At 65.2% G+C, this 16,285-nt stretch carries 12 protein-coding genes; 2 read left to right on the forward strand and 10 right to left on the reverse strand.

The window, feature by feature from the left end; genetic code table 11:
• Positions 1-13: 13 nt before the first annotated feature.
• From A7X65_RS35635 to A7X65_RS35675, 10 genes are all read right to left on the reverse strand, one after another.
• Entirely contained in the window at positions 14-1,111 is a 1,098-nt protein-coding gene (locus tag A7X65_RS35635) for a calcium:cation antiporter (RefSeq protein WP_063694070.1), read from the reverse strand.
• 49 nt (positions 1,112-1,160) lie between these two features.
• A complete protein-coding gene (locus A7X65_RS35640; protein WP_063694071.1) occupies positions 1,161-2,633 on the reverse strand; it encodes a sodium:proton antiporter in 1,473 nt (490 codons plus the stop codon).
• Positions 2,587-3,384, reverse strand: coding sequence for an alpha/beta hydrolase (locus tag A7X65_RS35645; protein WP_063694072.1), 798 nt, complete (start codon positions 3,382-3,384; stop codon positions 2,587-2,589). The genes A7X65_RS35640 and A7X65_RS35645 overlap by 47 nt, the downstream gene beginning before the upstream one ends.
• Positions 3,385-3,405: 21 nt before the next feature.
• Positions 3,406-3,576 carry a hypothetical protein gene (locus A7X65_RS42945; protein ID WP_167358331.1) on the reverse strand — a complete coding sequence of 57 codons (171 nt, stop codon included), beginning with the start codon at positions 3,574-3,576 and terminating at the stop codon, positions 3,406-3,408.
• 13 nt (positions 3,577-3,589) lie between these two features.
• Positions 3,590-4,990: an NAD(P)(+) transhydrogenase (Re/Si-specific) subunit beta gene (locus tag A7X65_RS35650; RefSeq protein ID WP_063694073.1), complete on the reverse strand. Its 1,401-nt coding sequence runs from the start codon at positions 4,988-4,990 to the stop codon at positions 3,590-3,592.
• Between the two features lie 39 nt (positions 4,991-5,029).
• Entirely contained in the window at positions 5,030-5,347 is a 318-nt protein-coding gene (locus A7X65_RS35655; RefSeq protein WP_014492434.1) for a proton-translocating transhydrogenase family protein, read from the reverse strand.
• 12 nt (positions 5,348-5,359) lie between these two features.
• Complete coding sequence (locus A7X65_RS35660) at positions 5,360-6,487, reverse strand: Re/Si-specific NAD(P)(+) transhydrogenase subunit alpha (RefSeq protein WP_063694074.1); 1,128 nt, start codon at positions 6,485-6,487, stop codon at positions 5,360-5,362.
• Positions 6,488-6,625: 138 nt separating this feature from the next.
• Positions 6,626-6,778, reverse strand: a complete 153-nt coding sequence (locus A7X65_RS35665; RefSeq protein ID WP_008136857.1) for an aa3-type cytochrome c oxidase subunit IV — start codon at positions 6,776-6,778, stop codon at positions 6,626-6,628.
• 140 nt (positions 6,779-6,918) lie between these two features.
• Positions 6,919-9,906 (reverse strand): patatin-like phospholipase domain-containing protein, encoded by a 2,988-nt coding sequence (locus A7X65_RS35670; RefSeq protein ID WP_063694075.1) that lies wholly within the window; start codon positions 9,904-9,906, stop codon positions 6,919-6,921.
• A gap of 239 nt (positions 9,907-10,145) precedes the next feature.
• A complete protein-coding gene (locus tag A7X65_RS35675) occupies positions 10,146-12,041 on the reverse strand; it encodes a M3 family oligoendopeptidase (protein ID WP_063694076.1) in 1,896 nt (631 codons plus the stop codon).
• A 127-nt stretch (positions 12,042-12,168) separates the two neighbouring features.
• Here A7X65_RS35675 and A7X65_RS35680 point away from each other — a divergent pair, with 127 nt between their 5' ends.
• On the forward strand, positions 12,169-13,665 hold the full coding sequence (locus A7X65_RS35680) for a sigma-54-dependent transcriptional regulator (protein ID WP_063694077.1): 1,497 nt from the start codon (positions 12,169-12,171) through the stop codon (positions 13,663-13,665).
• A gap of 346 nt (positions 13,666-14,011) precedes the next feature.
• A complete protein-coding gene (locus A7X65_RS35685) occupies positions 14,012-16,216 on the forward strand; it encodes a L,D-transpeptidase family protein (RefSeq protein WP_063694078.1) in 2,205 nt (734 codons plus the stop codon).
• Positions 16,217-16,285: the final 69 nt, after the last annotated feature.

The raw sequence follows: 16,285 nt of genomic DNA on the forward strand, positions 1-16,285 counted from the left end.
GCAGCGCAAGTGCTCAGGGCACGAAAACCATGAACACGTAGACGGCAAATACCACCATATGGACCAGTCCGAACAGGACATTGGTCCTGCCTGTGCCGAAGGTCAGCATGCTCAGGAAGAAGGTCAGGAGCAGAAGCACGCTGCCCTGGTCGCTGAGGCCGAGTTCGAGCTCCTTGTCGAGCGCATAGGTGGCGACGCCGACGGCGGGAATGGTCAGGCCGATGGTCGCCAGGGACGAGCCGAGCGCGAGGTTGATGCTCTTCTGGAGGTCGTTCTTCCGCGCCGCCGCGATGGCCGCGACGCCCTCCGGCATCAGGATCAGCAGCGCGACCAGAAGACCGGCGAAGGCCGGCGGCGCGCCGATCCTGGCGCCCACGGCATCGACCACCAGCGAGAACTTCTTGGCCAGCAGCACGACCGCCAGCAGCGAGATCAGGAGCATCGCCACGGTGAGCGCGAGCGCCCCGATCGACAGATGCACCTCCCCGCCCTCGCCGTCCCCCCGTTCATGAACGAAGTAGTCCTTGTGCAGGACCGTCTGGGTGTAGAGAAACACCGCATAGAGCGCCAGCGTGACCACGTCGACGAAGCCGAGCTGGATGGCCGAATAGACCGGTCCCGGCGTGGTGGTCGTGTAGTTCGGCATGATCAGCGTGATGGTCGCGAGCGCGAACAGGACGCTGAGATAGACGTTGGCGCCGGAGAGCTGAAAGCCCTGCTCGCGATAGCGCAGGCCGCCGATGAAGATGCAGAGCCCGACGAGGCCGTTGCAGACGATCATGACCACAGCGAACACCGTGTCGCGCGCCAGTTCCGGCGCCGGCTTCTCGCCCAGCATGATCGTGGTGATCAGCGCCACCTCGATGATGGTCACCGAGAGCGTCAGCACCAGCGTGCCATAGGGTTCTCCGACCCGTTCGGCGATCACTTCGGCATGATGAACGGCGGCGAACACCGTGCCGAACAGGATCACCAGAAGCACGGCGGCGAACCCCAGCCCGGCCAGCGACAGCGTGAAGACGTAGTCCGTCACGCTGACGGCCGCGAACAACAGCACGGCCAGCGCCGGGAAGATCCAGGCCGACCGGGGCATCGAATTATGCGCGCTCATCCACCGGCTCCAGTTGTGATGCCGAGCAGTAGCAAATCGGCCGTCAGATTCAATGCCAGTGCAGGATCGGGGCGACCGGCAGGACCGTCAGCAGCAGGAACATCGGGATCAGCACGGCGCCGGCGCGCAGCAGATAGCCGAAGAAGCTCGGCATCGCGATGCCGTTCTGGCTGGCAATGCTGCTCACCATGAAGTTCGGCGCATTGCCGATATAGGTGAGCGCGCCCATATAGACCGCGCCCATGGAGATGGAGGCGAGCGTGCCCGACAGGCCATGCATCAGCACCTGCGGGTCTCCGCCGGCCAGCTCGAAGAACAGGAGATAGGTCGGCGCATTGTCGAGGAATGCCGACATCAAGCCGGTGAACCAGAAATAGGCGGCCTCGCGCGGCGTGCCGTCCGGCGCCGTGACTGCCGAGAGCAGCCAGGCGAAGGCGCCGTGATGGCCGGCATCGAGCATGGCAATGACCGGGATGATCGCGACGAAGATGCCGGCAAACAGCTTTGCGACCTCGCGGATCGGCTCCCAGGTGAAGCCGTTGGCCTGCCTGTGCTCCTCCGGCGTCAGCCACACCGACAGCGCCGCGATCGCGAGCAGCGCCGCGTTGCGGGAGACGTCTTGCAGCTCCAGCTTCGTTCCGAGCACGTCGAACGAGATGCCGGGCTCCCACATCGCCGAGACCAGCAGGCTGGCGACGATCGCCGCGATCAGCGCGAGGTTGACGAGGCCGCGGATCCGCACCGGCTCCGCGGGAGCCGCGTCGCGGACCGGCGGCTCGCTCCTGAAATGCCAGACGTCGATGGCGACGAAGATGGCGAGCAGCAGCCCTGCCACGATCATCGTCTGCAGCCAGATGGTCCGCGTGGTCCAGAAGAAGTCGACGCCGTGCAGGAAGCCGACGAACAGCGGGGGATCGCCGAGCGGGGTCAGCGCGCCCCCGACATTGGCGACCAGGATGATGAAGAAGATGACGACATGGGCATTTTGGCGCCGCGGCCGGTTCGCCCGGATCAGGGGACGGACCAGGATCATCGCGGCCCCCGTGGTGCCGACGACGCTCGCCATCAGCGTGCCGAGCGCGAGGATGCCCGTGTTCGCGGCCGGCGTCCCCTTGATGTCGCCCGTGACGAGGATGCCGCCGGCGACGACATAGAGCGAGAAAAGCAGCACGATGAAGCCGAGATATTCGGCGAGCATGGCGTGGACCAGCACGGCCAGCGTCGCCATGCCTCCGGCAAAGACCACGAGCGCACCGAGCGCGAGCAGCGACCAGGCCGCTGCGATCTTGCCGTAGTGGTGGTGCCAGACTTTCGCGAACAGCAGCGGCCCGAGCGCGATCGACAGCAGCAGGCCGGTAAAGGGCAGCGCGTAGGGCCAGCGCATCGCCGCGCCGTCGAGCCCGGCCGCCGCCCACGCCGGCTGCGGCAACAGCAATAGGATTGCGGCGATGAACACGCTGGAAAGAGCAAGCCGTCTAGGAAGCAATGAAACGCCTCGCTGTCTCGATCGCGCCGAAAGCATCGAGATTGTCGTGTCCGCCGCCCGCGAAGCGAACGAACTGCTTCGGTTCATGCGCGAGCCCGAACAGACGCTCTCCGAACGCGATCGGAATGGCAAGGTCGTCGGTGCCGTGCATCACGAGCAGCGGCACCGTGACGCGCGCAATGCGTTCGTCGGAGCGAAACTGGTCACGCATCAAGAGGCGCACGGGAACGAAGCGGAATGCCGCGGCAGCGACGTCCACGGTCGAGGAGTACGGCGCCTCCAGGATCAGTTTGCCAACCGGGTGCTCGGACGCGATGGCGACCGCAACGCCGGTCCCCAGCGAGAAGCCCCAGGCGACGATTTGGTCCGCGGCATAGCGCGCGGTGGTGAAGGCGTAGGCGGCAGCGGCATCGCGCAGCAGCCCCTCCTCGCTCGGCGCCCCGCTCGAGCCGGCGTAGCCGCGATAGGACAGGGCGACGAGGCCGGTGCCGTCCGCCGTCATGGCCTTGAAGCGATCGATGCGGCCGGCGAGGAAATCGCCATTGCCGGGGAAGAACAGGATCACGGGGCGGCCGGGCTTGGCCGGCACGTGCCAGACGATGACCTTCTCGCCGTCGGAGGTGGCCAGGACATGCTCTTCCGCCTCGCCAAAGCCTGCGGCACCGGGTGCGGTGCGGCCCACGGGCGGGATCGGAAACAGCATCTCGCGCTGGCGGACATACAGCACGACGAGACCGGCGCAGTAGACGGTCACGAGCAGGATGGCGATCCACTTGAAGATTGTCATGACGGGCGGCCGGTCTCCGCCTCACGGCTTGCGACGACTCCGCAGCAATTTCATGACGTCGGGCCGGATGCTCTCTGGAACGTCGCGGCAGCCGCAGGCCGCCTTGTGGGCGGCGTGCCAGGCGATGCGCTGCTCGCGCGTCGCCTTCGGTGGCATGCGATGGGACCGGTGCCAATCCCTGTTGATGGCCACGGTCCCTTCCGCGTTACATCGCCTTGACGATGTTCTCGGTCACCTTCTTGGCGTCGCCGAGCAGCATCATGGTGTTGTCGCGATAGAACAGCGGATTGTCGATGCCGGCGTAACCCGACGCGAGCGAGCGCTTGATGAACATCACGGTGCCGGCCTTCCAGACCTGGAGCACGGGCATGCCGTAGATCGGCGAGGTCTTGTCTTCTTCGGCCGCCGGGTTGGTGACGTCGTTGGCGCCGATCACGAAGGCGATGTCGGCCTGCGCGAATTCGGAGTTGATGTCCTCGAGCTCGAACACCTCGTCATAGGGCACGTTGGCTTCGGCCAGCAGCACGTTCATGTGGCCGGGCATGCGGCCCGCGACCGGGTGAATGGCGTATTTCACCTCGACGCCTTCCTTCTTCAGGATGTCGGCCATTTCGCGCAGCGCGTGCTGGGCCTGCGCCACCGCCATGCCGTAGCCGGGCACGATGATGACCTTGGAGGCGTTCTTCATGATGAAGGCCGCATCGTCAGCCGAGCCGAGCTTGGCCGGCTTCTGCTCGCCGCCTGCGCCGCCGCCGGCAGCGGCGGTCTCGCCGCCGAAGCCGCCGAGGATGACCGAGATGAAGGACCGGTTCATCGCGTGGCACATGATGTAAGACAGGATCGCGCCGCTCGAGCCGACCAGCGCGCCGGTGATGATCAGCGCGGAATTGCCCAGCGTGAAACCGATGCCGGCCGCGGCCCAGCCCGAGTAGGAGTTCAGCATCGAGATCACGACCGGCATGTCGGCGCCGCCGATCGGGATGATCATGAGCACGCCGAGCGCCAGTGCGAGGATGACGATCAGCCAGAAGTCGATCGCACCGCCGGTCAGGACCAGGCGAACGATGAAGAACACCAGCGCCACCGCAATCGCGATGTTGATGATGTGACGGCCGGGCAGGATGATCGGCGCGCCGCTCATGCGCGCGGACAGCTTCAGGAACGCGATCACCGAGCCGGTGAAGGTCAGCGCGCCGATGGCGACACCAAGCGACATCTCAACCAGGCTCTGCGGATGGATGTTGCCGGGGGTGCCGATGTCGAAGGCCTCGGGCGCGTAGAACGCACCGGCGGCGACCAGCACGGCGGCCATGCCGACCAGCGAGTGGAAGGCGGCGACCAGTTCCGGCATCGAGGTCATCGGCACGCGGCGGGCGATCACCGCACCGATCACGGCACCGATCGCGATGCCGACGATGACGAGCACCCAGGCGAGACCGTCGGCCGGCGGATGGTTGGCAAGCGTGGTGGCGACCGCGATCGCCATGCCGATCATGCCGAACAGATTGCCCTGGCGCGACGACGCCGGGCTCGACAGCCCGCGCAGCGACAGGATGAACAGCACCCCCGCCACGAGATACAAGAATGCAGAGAGATTGGCGCTCATCTCAGGTCCCCATTGATCCCATCAGCCCGAGGTGGCCGCTTACTTCGACTTCTTCTTGTACATCGCCAGCATGCGCTGGGTGACAAGGAAGCCGCCGAAGATGTTGATGCAGGCGAAGATCAGCGCGACGAAGCCGAACGCGCGGGCCCAGCCCGAACCGCTCGAGACGTTCGCGACGCCGCCGGCCAGCAGCGCGCCGACCACGATCACCGAGGAGATTGCGTTGGTGACGCTCATCAGCGGCGTGTGCAGGGCCGGCGTCACCGACCACACCACGAAATAGCCGACGAAGACGGCGAGGACGAAGATCGACAGCCGGAAGATGAAGGGGTCGACGACCTGTGCAGCATGCTCCATGACGATCTCTCCTTACGCCTTCGGCTGGAAGTTCGGGTGCACCACGGCGCCGTCTTTCGTGAGCGCAGTGGCCTTGACCAGCTCGTCGTCCCAGTTCACGGCGAGCTTCTTCTCCTTCTTGTCGACCATGGTCTCGATGAAGGAGAACAGATTGCGTGCGTAGAGGCTGGAGGCCGAGGCCGCGACTCGGCCGGCAACATTGGTGTAGCCGACGATCTTGATGCCATCGAGGTCGACGACCTCGCCGGCCTTGGCGCCTTCGACATTGCCGCCGCGCTCGACGGCGAGATCGACCAGCACCGAACCCGGCTTCATCGACTTGACCATCTCGGCGCTGACGAGCTTCGGCGCCGGCCGGCCCGGGATCAGCGCGGTGGTGATGACGATGTCCTGCTTCTTGATGTGCTCGGCGGTGAGCGCGGCCTGCTTGGCCTGGTATTCCTTGGACATTTCCTTGGCGTAACCGCCGGCCGTCTGCGCGTTCTTGAACTCCTCGTCCTCGACCGCGAGGAACTTCGCGCCGAGCGATTCGACCTGCTCCTTGGTCGCCGGCCGGACGTCGGTCGCGGTCACCACCGCACCGAGGCGGCGCGCGGTCGCGATCGCCTGGAGGCCGGCGACGCCGACGCCCATCACGAACACTTTCGCGGCGGGCACGGTGCCGGCGGCGGTCATCATCATCGGGAAGGCGCGGCCGAAAGCCTCGGCACCTTCGATCACGGCGCGATAACCGGCGAGGTTGGCCTGCGAGGACAGCACGTCCATCACCTGCGCGCGGGTGATGCGCGGCATCAATTCCATGGCGAAGGCGGCGACGCCGGCATCGGCGATCGTCTTCAGCGCGGCCTCGTTGCCATAGGGATCCATGATCGCAATGACGAGCGCGCCGCGCTTGTAGCGCGAAAGCTCGGAGGCCTCGGGGCGCTTCACCTTGATGATGATGTCGGCGTCGGCAAGCGCATCGGCGCTGACGGTGGCGCCGGCCGCCGTGAATTCGGAATCCGGCAGGCCCGACTTGATGCCGGCGCCCGGCTCGACGGCGATCTCGGCGCCCAGCGCCTTGAACTTCTTCACCGTATCAGGCGAAGCGGCAACACGCGGCTCCGACGGATCGATTTCCTTGGCAACGGCGATCTTCATAGGCCCTCCGGCGACGCGGGCAAAAACGCGCACGCGAATTTAGCGTCACTCCCGCAACGTTGGATACCGGTTTTGGAACCGGCTTGTATGCAAATTTTATGGGCACCGACGACCCTGTCGGTGCAGCAGTCGTTCGGATCAGGTGAGGAAGATCGCCATCAGGATGACGATGAGCGCGACCGACGCCGTGCCGTATTTCACCAGCTTGATGAAGCCCTCATAGGTCTGCTCGTGGGCAACGTAGTCGTTGCCGTCGGCAGTGGTGTACGCCACTTCGCTATGGTCAGCCATGGATTGTCCCCAGTCGAAAGTCGAATTCTTGGGCTGGGATACCTTAATCCTTCGGACAGGGCAACGGCACGGTTGCGCGGTTTTCCCGCAAATCGGGTCATTTGGAATTCCGATTGCCGGGAATTCGGCGCTCGCGCGGCTCAGCCCTGATCGATCATCGTGGCAGCGAGGCTCGCGGTGCGGCGCTGGAATACCGGAAGGCCGAGCGCCTCGCGCACCGCGTCGATGGCGGGCTCGCCCGCCTCGGTGAACCGGGCCACACGCGGATCGGTGCCGGGACCGACCGTCACCGGCGTGTCCCCGGACAGGAAACCGTGTGCCATGTGGAATCCCAGCGCGCGGTAGACCTCGAACTGCTCCTCCGAGAAGAACTGGTCCCCCGTCGTCTCGTGCGGGAAGCGGTCGTTCCGGCGCGCATAGTCGCGGATGTAGTCGTTCTCGTCGCCGTTGAGCGACGATTTGACATAGACGAGATAACCGAGGTCATTGCCGCCATAGTCGATGGTGCCGATGGAGACGTGGACGTGGTCATGGGCGGCCGCGTCGTGCTCGTCGAGCGCCGCGGGATCGCCCGCCTTGATCGCATTGCGCGCCATCAGCGCGCGGGTGCACTCCCGAATCGGCGTCCATGGCAGATCGATCCGCACGCCGAGATCGATGCGGGCGTAACGCTGCAACGTCATCAGCGAGCCGAAATTCATCGGGGCGTCGGCTTCCGCGTCGACCGCGATGATCACCTTGCAGCGGCGGCGCAGCAGCTCGTAGACGCCGAGATTCTCGATATGGCCGCCGTCGGTGAGGTAAACGCTGTCGCTGTTCTCATACAGGCGCCCTGAAATCTCGGACCAGAAGTAGAGCGGCGTCGAGCGGCGCTGCGGCCGCACCCGCTCGTCGACATAGCGCGGGTTCTTCAGCCAGTAGCCAAGCCGCACGTTGAGGAGCGCAAGCGTCGGCGTGAGGGCCTTGATCGAGCTCGAGCCCATGTTCGATGAGGCCGCGGCTCCGGAAATCGCCATGGCCGTCGCGAGGTCGAGGCTCTGCTCGTCGTCCTCGACGAGCCCCGTGGGCGCATAGCCCGTCGCCTCGCTGCCGACGTTCAGCGCGGAGAACAGGAAGAAGTCCGCGTTGCGGCCACGCCGATTGGCGAAGTCCGAGCCCTGGATATTCAGCGCCGTATTGATCAGCTGATAGGGCGCGTGCAGCTTCGGCGCGGCCGCGAGCCCCGGAATTCGCGCCACCTCGGCCGGAATCGCGTAGAGGTCGGTCAGCTTCATGCGGTCGAGCGCCTTGAAATCGCGCCCCTGATCGAGGCTGGCTTCGGCACGCCCGACACCCCCGTCCGCCGAACGGGTGGGATCGAACAGGAAGGCCTTGCTCAGGCGATCGCGATAGAGCCGGTGCAACGAGTTCGCATTCGGCGTCAGGCAGAACGAGACGGCGAACAGCACGATGCCGGCAAACAAGTAGATGATCACCTTTGGCAGACTGTACGCATAGGCGAGTTCCGACGCATCGCCCCGGAACAGGTCGGGCAATCGAGACCGAACCGCGTCTCCGACCTTCTCGGCCAGGAATTCAAGCCATTCGGGCGTGTGCCAGACCGGCGTCAGCTTCCGCGTCTCGTCCACAACCGGCGGCGCGGCCTTCGGCGTGATCTCGGCCGACAAGGTGCCCTTGCCGGCATCGAACTGGATCCTGCCGGCCAGGCTGCCGGAGGGTGCGTTCGACTTGGCGTTCGTCAGGCATTCCCTTTGCGCGGCCGGGCCCAGATTCACCGAGCACTGCTCGAACAGGTCGTTGGAGATGCCCCAATAGGACAGATAGAGGTATGCCACCCAGATGATGAGCGGCAGCGCGAGACCCGCGATCCATAGCGCGACCTTGGCGACGATCTTGAGGACCAGCGAGCCCCACTGCGAAGAGGCGCTGTTTCCTTTCAGCAGTTCCGCGAATTGCTGCCTGAATGCGGTGACGAAAATGCCGATTGGCGCAGCCGCGGCCGCCAGCGACTTGATCCAGACGATCGCAACCCCGGCAGCAGGCCCGCCGATCGCGGTGCTCTCGGCGACATCGAACATCTGCTCCAGCATGAAGGGCTGAAACTCGAAGAAGGCGATCACCGCCAGCAGCACCAGGAAGGTCGCGCCCACGCTCGGCCAATGCGAGCGGAATTCCTGCCGCTTCCCGGGACTTGCGAGCGACTGCTTGAGCGCCCATGCGAAAAACAGCACGGCCCCGATGATGGCGATCGCGAGCGTCAGCGCGAAATGATGCACCTTGAGAAGCCGCGCGAAATCGCAGGCAACGCCCACCAACAGCGCGATCCCGCCGATATAGGCGAGCACGACGCTGGGTCCGCTGCCGCGGACCGAGCGCGACGCCAGATAAGTGAGCCCGCTGCAAACGAACATGAACAGGGCTATCGCCGCGCCGAACGTGCTGAAGCCATAGCGGTCCACGCTGCCGAAATTGTGCAGCTCACACAATTTTTTGTCGCTGAGGCTGACGCCGAAGACATTCGCATCCGTCAGGCAGCTTCGCAGCGGCGTCGACCACACGGTGACGGCCGCCAGCAACAGCAGGACGGGCAACGTCAGGCCGACATTGGCGACCAGTCCGCGCACCACGATGGCGATTCCCGTCAGGAGATCCCGGGCCCCGGCCGGGACCAGGTAGTTGGAATAATTGCGCAGATGCCCGACCGATGGCGTGTCGCTGATCTCGGCGGCCGTGACGGCTCCGCCGAGCGGTCTTTCGCCGAACACAAATCGACGCGCCGCCGTCATGGTGGCGCTGAGGGAGGTGCCGATATAGCCGCCGCCCGACACCGTGGACAGATAGTCGATCCGCCCGATCAGATTGTGGTGGTTCAAGGCCTGGAGCACGCCAAGGCAGAGGGCCGACGAGCGGATGCCGCCGCCGGACAGGGCGAGCCCGGTGACGTCGAGCAACTGGCAGCTCTCGAGGCGATCGACATCGATGCGCCGGTCCGGCTCACGGCGCGTGTTGATCGCGGCGATTTCGTCGCGGACGATCTGATGGTGCTTCTCGCACCAGGGAATTTCCTGATCGACGGCGGCAGCGTTCTTCGATTCCGGAACCGGCGCGGCAGGTCCTTGATCGAGCATGGGTGCCTCCCCAGGCAAAAATCGATCAATCGGCAATCAATAGTTGAAAATGACGTTCGCAATATCTCTTGAGTTAGTCTGCCGGACCGCTCGAACGTTCAATCTGACGTAGCAAATTCCCGGGCTACGACGTGAGCAGCGCCGGCCCATGCGGATGCCCAACGCAAAGATGCCGCGAGGCTGCTCGCGGCATCTTCAAGGTGCGTCAAAATGGGAACCCGGTCAGGAAGGAAACCGGCTCAGCCCATCGCCTCCAGCTCGTCGATCATCCCGGCGATGACCGAGAGGCCGCCATCCCAGAACTTGGGATCCTTGGCATCGAGCCCGAACGGCCGCAGCAGCTCCGAGTAGTGCTTGGTGCCGCCGGCCGCGAGCATGTCGAGATAGCGCTCGGCAAAGCCTTCGGCCGCGTTCTCGTAGACGGCATAGAGCGAGTTCACGAGGCAGTCGCCGAACGCATAAGCGTAGACGTAGAACGGCGAATGGATGAAGTGCGGGATGTACATCCAGTAGTTCTCGTAGCCCGCCTTGATCTCGATCGCCGGACCCAGGCTCTCGCCCTGCACCGACAGCCAGATTTCGCCGAGCCGCGTCGCGGTGAGCTCGCCGTTCTTGCGCTCGGTGTGGACCGCACGCTCGAACGAATAGAACGCGATCTGCCGTACCACGGTGTTGATCATGTCCTCGACCTTGCCGGCGAGCAGCGCCTGGCGCTGCTTTGCGCTCTTGGTCTCGGCCAGCAGCCGGCGGAAGGTCAGCATCTCGCCGAACACGCTCGCGGTCTCCGCCAGCGTCAGCGGCGTCGGCGCCATCAGCGCGCCGTTCTTCGCCGCCAGCACCTGGTGCACGCCGTGGCCGAGCTCGTGGGCGAGCGTCATCACGTCGCGCGGCTTGCCCTGGTAGTTCATGAGCACGTAAGGGTGCGCCGACGGGGTGGTCGGATGCGAGAAGGCGCCCGGCGCCTTGCCCGGACGCACCGGCGCGTCGATCCAGCGGTCGGTGAAGAAGCGCTCGGCGATGTCGGCCATCTTTGGCGAGAAGCCACGATAGGCCGTCAGCACCATATTGCGTGCATCGGGCCAGCCGATCACGTCGGTCGCGGCGAAGGGCAGCGGCGCATTGCGGTCCCAATAGGCGAGCCGCTTCTTGCCGAACCACTTCGCCTTCAGCGCGTAGTAACGATGCGACAGTTTTGGGTAGGCGGCGCGGACGGAGGCGACTAGCGCATCCACCACCTCGCGCTCGACGCGGTTGTTCAGATGGCGGGAATCCGCGACGTCCTGAAAACCGCGCCAGCGGTCGGAGATGTCCTTGTCCTTGGCAAGCGTGTTGGTGATCAGTGCGAACGTGCGTTCATTGGCCTTGAACGTCTTGGCCAGTGCTTCCGCCGCCGTCTTGCGCTTGGCGCCGTCACGGTCCTGCAACAAATTGAGGGTCGGCTCGATCGCGAGCTCTTTCGCGCCGACCTTGAAGCGCAGGCCGGAGATGGTCTGGTCGAACAGCCGGTTGAAGGCGGAATAGCCGGTCTGCGCTTTCTCCAGGAAGAGCTGCTCGAGCTTGTCGTCGAGCTGATACGGCTTCTCCTTGCGCAGATCCTCGATCCAGGGACGGTAATGCGCCAGCTCAGGCGCCTGCATCGCGCGGGTCAAAATATCGTCATCGACACGGTTGAGCTCGAGCGCGAAGAACAGCAGATGCGTGGACGCCGCCGTCAGCCGCTCCGATACGTCGCCGTAAAACTTTGAAATCTTGGGATCAACGCTGTCGCCGGCATGAACGAGACCGGCATAGGAGCCGAGGCGGCCGGCGAGATCGTCGATCGCCTCATAGCGTCGCACGGCTTCCGCGAGCCATTTTCCGCCATTTTCGTTTGCTGTTCCTGTCGTGAGCTTGCCCTTGTAGTCGGTCTCGAACGCGACGCAATCGGCATCCATCTTCTCAAGATCGCGCGCCACTTCCGGCGCATCGATCCCGGAATAGAGATCGGCAAGGTTCCACTCCGGGAGCTTGCCGGTCTTGCTCGCAGGCTTTGCGGAGGGCTTTGCCTTGGTGGCAGATTTCTTGACGGCGGATGTCTTGGCGGCTGGCTTGCGGAGAGCGGGCTTTTTGAGAGCGGGCTTGGAGCGCGAATTCATTGTGTGGGAAACCTGTGTTCAACAATCGCGACGACGGGCTGGGGCACCAAGGTTTAAGAGTGCGTTAATCGGCTTCGGCCAGAGTGACCCGATTCGAGACAGATAGTAGTAGCGTGCGGGGAACACCATGGCTGCCTGTATTTTGATCGCCGACGACGACGCTGTAGCCCGCCGGCTGGTCGAGAACATGGTGCAGAAATGCGGCTATGAAACGATTGTCGTCGAATCCGGCGACGCCGCGATCGCCACCCTCACCGCCCCTGATGCACCGGCCATCGATGGCGTCATCCTCGATCTGGTGATGCCCGGCCTCGACGGGATGGGCGTGCTGGCGAAGATCCGCGAAGCGGGCCTCTCCGTGCCGGTCATCGTGCAGACCGCCCATGGCGGCATCGACAATGTGATCTCGGCTATGCGCGCCGGCGCGGCCGATTTCGTGGTCAAGCCCGTCGGCATGGAGCGGCTCCAGGTTTGCCTGCGCAACGCGCTCAACACCTCCGCGCTCAAGGGCGAACTGCAACGCATCCGTCACAGCCGCGAAGGCCGGCTGACCTTCTCCGACATCATCACCCGCGCCGACGCGATGGAGCCGGTGATGCGCGCCGCGCAGAAGGCGGCGAACTCCTCGATCCCGGTGCTGATCGAAGGCGAGTCCGGCGTCGGCAAGGAGATGTTCGCACGCGCCATCCACGGCAGCGGCGAACGCAAGGCGAAGCCCTTCGTCGCGGTCAATTGCGGTGCGATCCCCGACAACCTCGTGGAGTCGATCCTGTTCGGCCACGAGAAGGGCGCCTTCACCGGCGCGACCGAGCGTCACACCGGCAAGTTCGTCGAGGCCCATGGCGGCACGCTGTTCCTGGACGAGGTCAGCGAGCTGCCGCTGACCGCCCAGGTCAAGCTGCTCCGCGCGCTGCAGGAAGGCGCGGTCGAGGCCGTCGGTGGCCGCAAGCCGGTCAAGGTCGACGTCCGCATCGTCTCGGCGACCAACCGCAAGCTGCTCGAGCGGGTGAAGCAGGGCCATTTCCGCGAAGACCTGTTCTACCGCCTGCACGTGCTGCCGCTGACGATCCCCTCGCTGCGCGCCCGCCGCGAAGACATTCCGCATCTGCTGCGGCACTTCCTGGCGCGCTTTGCCGCCGAGGAGAACCGCGCCATCACCGGCATCAGCGGCGAGGCCGTGGCGCATCTCGCCCAGCTCGACTGGCCGGGCAACATCCGCCAGCTCGAGAACGCGGTCTATCGCGCCGTGGTCATGAGCGAGGGCGACCAGCTCGGCCTTGCCGACTTCCCTCTGCTGACCTCGCAGCAGCATGCCATGACGGAGATTCCGACGGCGCCGCTGATGTTGGAGCCGATCGCGGCGCCCTCCCTGGTGTCGGGTAATGAAATACCGATCGCGCCGCTGCCGCTGGCAGGAAGCCTCTCGATGCTGACGCCGACCGGCGACGTTCGGCCGCTCGAGGAGATGGAGAACGAGATCATCCGTTTCGCGATCTCGCACTATCGCGGACAGATGTCGGAAGTCGCCCGCCGCCTCAAGATCGGCCGGTCCACGCTCTACCGCAAACTGGACGAAGCCGGGGTTCCCGGCCATGGCGGGAAAAGCGGCGAGGAGACGCACTGAGCCTCATGCGAACGGAGGTTCGCGCGTCGCCGCGATGCGGTCGCAAGCCGTTGAATTACGGCAAAATTCGGCGGCGAGCTGAACCGTGACTTGGAAGTGACAGACAGAGGGAAAAGCGCCTGTTGCAAGCGCACAATCCGTTGCCAAGAGGCTCCCTTGAAGTCAGTTTGTCGTGAGTTGTCCCGGGTAGCGCTGGCTGCGAAATCGGGGCCTGTATATCGTCTGCGTATGAATCGTTGCGTGCAGGCGTGCAACTTTCGAGGGGCCGGCGCTGTTTAGCCGAAAACTCCATAGACGATAACGAAGCCGTTCCACGAGGAACGGTTCACCCGAGGGGTGCGACACAATGCGTGACTGTTTGAACCACCGTGCAGGCTTTGACCGCGTCTTGATGACGGTCGCGGCGACCTTCCTCACGGTGTCGGCCGGCTCGGCCCTGGCGCAGGATCAGGCGCGCAGCAGCGCCGCCGAGCTCGCGATCGAAGCCGCGATTCCGCGCCCCGAGCCTGCCAACGTCCCGCCCCCGACCGCGTCCGACATCAAGACCGACACCACCGCCACGGTGCAGGACCCCGCCAAGGAATCCGCGCCCGTGAAGGCCGAAGCAGCCCCGGCGCCCGACAAGGTTGAGACCAAGCCGTCCGACGTCGCCACGACGCCCGCACCAGAAGCTCCGAAGAACGAGACCGCAAAGACGGAACCGGCAAAGACCGAGCCGGCCAAGTCGGAACCCGCCAAGGCCGACACCGCGGCCGCCACGCCGGCCGCTCCCGCGGCACCCGCCGCAGCCCCAGCTGCCGAGCCGGTCAAGGCCGCCAGCAACGTTCCCGCCGCCGACCAGCCGGTCGCCGACAAGCTCAAGGACATCATCGGCGCCAAGACCTCGCGTCATTTCGACCGCAAGAACGAGCGTGCCGCGATCGAGAAGTTTTACGGCGCGCGCGATTTCGCGCCGGTGTGGACGCAGGCCGGCAGCCTGACCGCTGCGGCCAAGGGCGTGATCGCCCGGCTCAAGGACGCCGCCTCCGACGGCCTCAATCCGGCCGATTATCCGGTGCCGGATTTCGCCGCCGCCACGACGCCCGATGCGCTCGCCGATGCCGAGCTGAAGCTCACCGCCAGCATGTTCGACTATGCGCGCCAGGCGCAGAGCGGCCGCATGCACTGGTCGCAGGTCTCCGGCGACATCCTCTATCCCGAACATCCGGTCGACCCGAGCGAGGTGCTGACCAAGGTCACGACCGCGACGGACGCCTCCGCCGCTCTCGACAGCTACAACCCGCCGCACAAGCTCTACAAGGAGCTGAAGGCGAAGCTCGCCGAGCTCCGCGGCCAGGGCACCGGCCCGGTGATCGAGATCGCCGACGGCCCGGCGCTGAAATACACGCCCGCCGGAAAGAAGCAGGCGGAGATCGTCGTGGACGATCCGCGCGTGCTGCAACTCCGCGCCAAGCTCGGCCTCGCCGAGAACGCCAGCGACACCCGTTACGATGCCACGGTTGCCGAAGCCGTCCGCAAATTCCAGAACAGCGCCGAGATGAAGCCGACCGGCATCCTCGACGACAAGACGGTCAAGGCGCTCAACACGCCCAAGCGCGACAAGCAGATCGACACCGTGCTGGTGAACATGGAGCGCTGGCGCTGGCTGCCGCGCGACCTCGGCGTCCCTGCGCTGGGCGATGCCTATGTCATCCTCAATATTCCCGACTATACGCTGAAGGTGATGCAGCGCGGCCAGCAGGTCTGGACCACTCGCGTCGTCACCGGCAAGCCGGGCCAGCACGCGACCCCGCTGCTCACCGAGACGATGAAGTACATCACGGTCAACCCGACCTGGAACGTGCCGCCGTCGATCGTCTACAACGAATATCTGCCGGCGCTGCAGCAGGACCCGACTGTGCTCCAGCGCATGGGACTCAAGCTCGAGCAGAACCGCGACGGATCGGTGCACATCTCGCAGCCGCCCGGTGAAGCCAACGCGCTCGGCCGCATCCGCTTCAACTTCCCGAACAAGTTCCTGGTCTATCAGCACGACACGCCGGACAAGAACCTGTTCGCCAGGGACGACCGCGCCTTCAGCCATGGCTGCATGCGCGTGCAGTATCCGGATCAGTACGCGAGCGTGCTGCTCAACATCGCGATGCCGAACGACAAGTACACGCCAGAGCGCGTGCGCAGCATGTACGGCAAGAGCGAGATCGACCTGAAATTCCCCACCCCGATCCCGGTCAACATCACCTACCAGACCGCCTTCGTGGACGACGCCGGCAAGCTGCAGATCCGCAAGGACGTCTACGGCCGCGACGCGACCATGCTCAACATCCTGAAGAACGGCCGCGGCAAGGATCTCGAGAACGTCGTCGCCCACTCCCAGCCGAGCTATTCGCGCCCGGCGACCACCCTGCCCTCGGGCGTGGCGGTGGCCAACAATGGCGGCGGCTTCGGCTCGTCGGGTCCGAACTTCTTCGAGCGGCTGTTCGGCGGTGGAGCTCCGACCCCGCCGCCGGCTCCGGTCGGCCGCCGGCCGCAGCAGCGGGTGTTTACCCGCTGAGGCCCATCCGGCACCTCATTTCCTGAAATTCTGCAATGAAATCAGCGGCCCTGTCCCAAAGACGGGGCC

It is taken from the genome of Bradyrhizobium stylosanthis, assembly GCF_001641335.1.
In the GTDB taxonomy this organism is placed as follows: Bacteria; Pseudomonadota; Alphaproteobacteria; order Rhizobiales; family Xanthobacteraceae; genus Bradyrhizobium; species Bradyrhizobium stylosanthis.

Coding starts and splice junctions, on each gene's coding strand:
- A7X65_RS35660 (WP_063694074.1), bottom strand. CDS start 6,487: ATGAAGATCGCCGTTGCCAAGGAAATCGATCCGTCGGAGCCGCGTGTT.
- A7X65_RS35650 (WP_063694073.1), bottom strand. CDS start 4,990: ATGAGCGCCAATCTCTCTGCATTCTTGTATCTCGTGGCGGGGGTGCTG.
- A7X65_RS35685 (WP_063694078.1), top strand. CDS start 14,012: ATGCGTGACTGTTTGAACCACCGTGCAGGCTTTGACCGCGTCTTGATG.
- A7X65_RS35640 (WP_063694071.1), bottom strand. CDS start 2,633: ATGCTTTCGGCGCGATCGAGACAGCGAGGCGTTTCATTGCTTCCTAGA.
- A7X65_RS35635 (WP_063694070.1), bottom strand. CDS start 1,111: ATGAGCGCGCATAATTCGATGCCCCGGTCGGCCTGGATCTTCCCGGCG.
- A7X65_RS35680 (WP_063694077.1), top strand. CDS start 12,169: ATGGCTGCCTGTATTTTGATCGCCGACGACGACGCTGTAGCCCGCCGG.
- A7X65_RS35665 (WP_008136857.1), bottom strand. CDS start 6,778: ATGGCTGACCATAGCGAAGTGGCGTACACCACTGCCGACGGCAACGAC.
- A7X65_RS35645 (WP_063694072.1), bottom strand. CDS start 3,384: ATGACAATCTTCAAGTGGATCGCCATCCTGCTCGTGACCGTCTACTGC.
- A7X65_RS35655 (WP_014492434.1), bottom strand. CDS start 5,347: ATGGAGCATGCTGCACAGGTCGTCGACCCCTTCATCTTCCGGCTGTCG.
- A7X65_RS35675 (WP_063694076.1), bottom strand. CDS start 12,041: ATGAATTCGCGCTCCAAGCCCGCTCTCAAAAAGCCCGCTCTCCGCAAG.
- A7X65_RS35670 (WP_063694075.1), bottom strand. CDS start 9,906: ATGCTCGATCAAGGACCTGCCGCGCCGGTTCCGGAATCGAAGAACGCT.